The sequence below is a fragment of the Streptococcus suis genome, from assembly GCF_024509555.1.
GTDB lineage: Bacteria > Bacillota > Bacilli > Lactobacillales > Streptococcaceae > Streptococcus > Streptococcus suis_AD.
Map to the genome: position 1 here is coordinate 1 of NZ_JAMWEL010000063.1, position 429 is coordinate 429.

At 44.3% G+C, this 429-nt stretch carries 1 pseudogene; it reads right to left on the reverse strand.

From position 1 onward, the window contains the following. Positions 1 to 429 (reverse strand): annotated as a pseudogene (locus tag NF418_RS10345) (LEA family epithelial adhesin); the annotation flags it as partial.

A 429-nucleotide genomic window follows, 5' to 3' on the forward strand; every position in this document is an offset into this window, starting at 1 on the left:
TAGCTTTTTCGTCATCAGTCAAGTTGTTCGTATCCGCAACTGGAGTCTTAGTTGGGTTAGTCAAATCGTTCTTCTCTGCATCCGTTTGTGGAGTTGGAGTAGTTGTTACGACTGTATCAGTACCTGGAATAGTATCAACGGAGCCGTCTGGGTAAGTGATCGTCACTGTTCCATCGTTTCCAACTTCTACTGTTGTACCTGTTGGAAGGTTTGGATTGGACTTCTCTACTTCTTCCTTAACTTTAGCTTTTTCACCGTCAGTCAAGTTGTTCGTATCCGCAACTGGAGTCTTAGTTGGATTTGTCAAATCGTTCTTCTCTGCATCCGTTTGTGGAGTTGGAGTAGTTGTTACGACTGTATCAGTACCTGGGATAGTATCAACGGAGCCGTCTGGGTAAGTGATCGTCACTGTTCCATCGTTTCCAACTT